The organism is Xanthomonas sp. SHU 166, assembly GCF_000364685.1.
GTDB lineage: Bacteria > Pseudomonadota > Gammaproteobacteria > Xanthomonadales > Xanthomonadaceae > Xanthomonas_A > Xanthomonas_A sontii.
The window spans coordinates 1-1,393 of sequence record NZ_AQOJ01000149.1 but is presented as its reverse complement, the minus strand read 5'-3'; the positions used below and the strand labels follow the sequence as shown (position 1 = coordinate 1,393).

Annotated in this window: 1 protein-coding gene; it reads left to right on the top strand. The window is 70.1% G+C overall.

Annotated features, from left to right (window positions below; all coding sequences use genetic code 11):
- Positions 1-54: 54 nt before the first annotated feature.
- Positions 55-1,356 carry a homogentisate 1,2-dioxygenase gene (hmgA, locus tag D180_RS05700; protein ID WP_017912037.1) on the top strand — a complete coding sequence of 434 codons (1,302 nt, stop codon included), beginning with the start codon at positions 55-57 and terminating at the stop codon, positions 1,354-1,356.
- Positions 1,357-1,393 lie beyond the last annotated feature (37 nt).

The window sequence follows — 1,393 nt, the reverse complement described above, 5'->3', positions numbered from 1 at the left end:
CACCCCAACCCCTCTCCCGGCGGGAGAGGGGCTTCAAGCAGAAGAGCCTTCGTCATGAACATCCAACCCAACGGCTACATGTCCGGCTTCGGCAACGAATTCGCCACCGAGGCGGTGACCGGCGCGTTGCCGGTCGGGCAGAACTCGCCGCAGCGCGTGGCCCACGGCCTGTACGCCGAGCAGTTGTCGGGCACCGCGTTCACCGCGCCGCGCGGCGTCAACCGGCGCAGTTGGCTATACCGCATCCGCCCGGCGGTGGTGCATGGCGGCTTCGTCGCCTACGACCGTGCCGGCGCGTTCCACAACGACTTCCAGCGCGGTCCGGTGCCGCCGGACCAGTTGCGCTGGAGCCCGTTGCCGCTGCCGGAGACGCCGGTGGACTTCGTCGATGGCCTGTACACGATGGCCGGCAACGGTTCGGCCGAAGCGCAGCACGGCGTGGCGGTGCACCTGTATGCGGCCAACGCGTCGATGCAGGGCCGGTTCTTCTACAACGCCGATGCGGAACTGCTGTTGGTCCCGCAGCTCGGGCAACTGCGCCTGTGCACCGAACTGGGCACGCTGGAAGTGGCGCCGCAGGAAATCGCGGTGATCCCGCGCGGCGTGCGCTTCCGCGTGGAACTGCCCGACGGCCCCGCGCGCGGCTACGTGTGCGAGAACTTCGGCGGCCTGCTGCGGCTGCCGGACCTGGGGCCGATCGGCGCCAATGGCCTGGCCAATCCGCGCGACTTCCTCACGCCGGTCGCCGCCTACGAGGAAGACGAGGGCGACTTCGCACTGATCGCCAAGTTCCAGGGCCATCTGTGGCGCGCGCCGATCGGGCATTCGCCGCTGGACGTGGTCGCCTGGCACGGCAACTACGCGCCGTACAAGTACGACCTGCGCCGCTTCAACACCATCGGCTCGATCAGTTTCGACCATCCCGATCCCAGCATCTTCACCGTGCTGACCGCGCCCAGCGACACGCCCGGCACCGCCAACATGGATTTCGCGATCTTCCCGCCGCGCTGGTTGGTGGCGCAGCACACCTTCCGGCCGCCGTGGTTCCACCGCAACGTGGCCAGCGAGTTCATGGGCCTGGTGCACGGCGTCTACGATGCCAAGGCCGACGGCTTCGCCCCTGGCGGCGCGTCGCTGCACAACTGCATGAGTGGGCACGGCCCGGACGCGGCCACCTTCGACAAGGCCTCGCAGGCCGACCTGTCGCGCCCGGACGTCATCGCCGACACCATGGCCTTCATGTTCGAGACCCGCGCGGTGCTGCGCCCGACCGCGCAGGCGCTGGACGCCGCGCATCGCCAGCGCGACTACCAGCAGTGCTGGCAGGGCCTGCGCCGGCACTTCCGCGCGCCCTGAGCGGGCGCCGGCGCGGTCGCGCCGCTCAGGCTGCTGC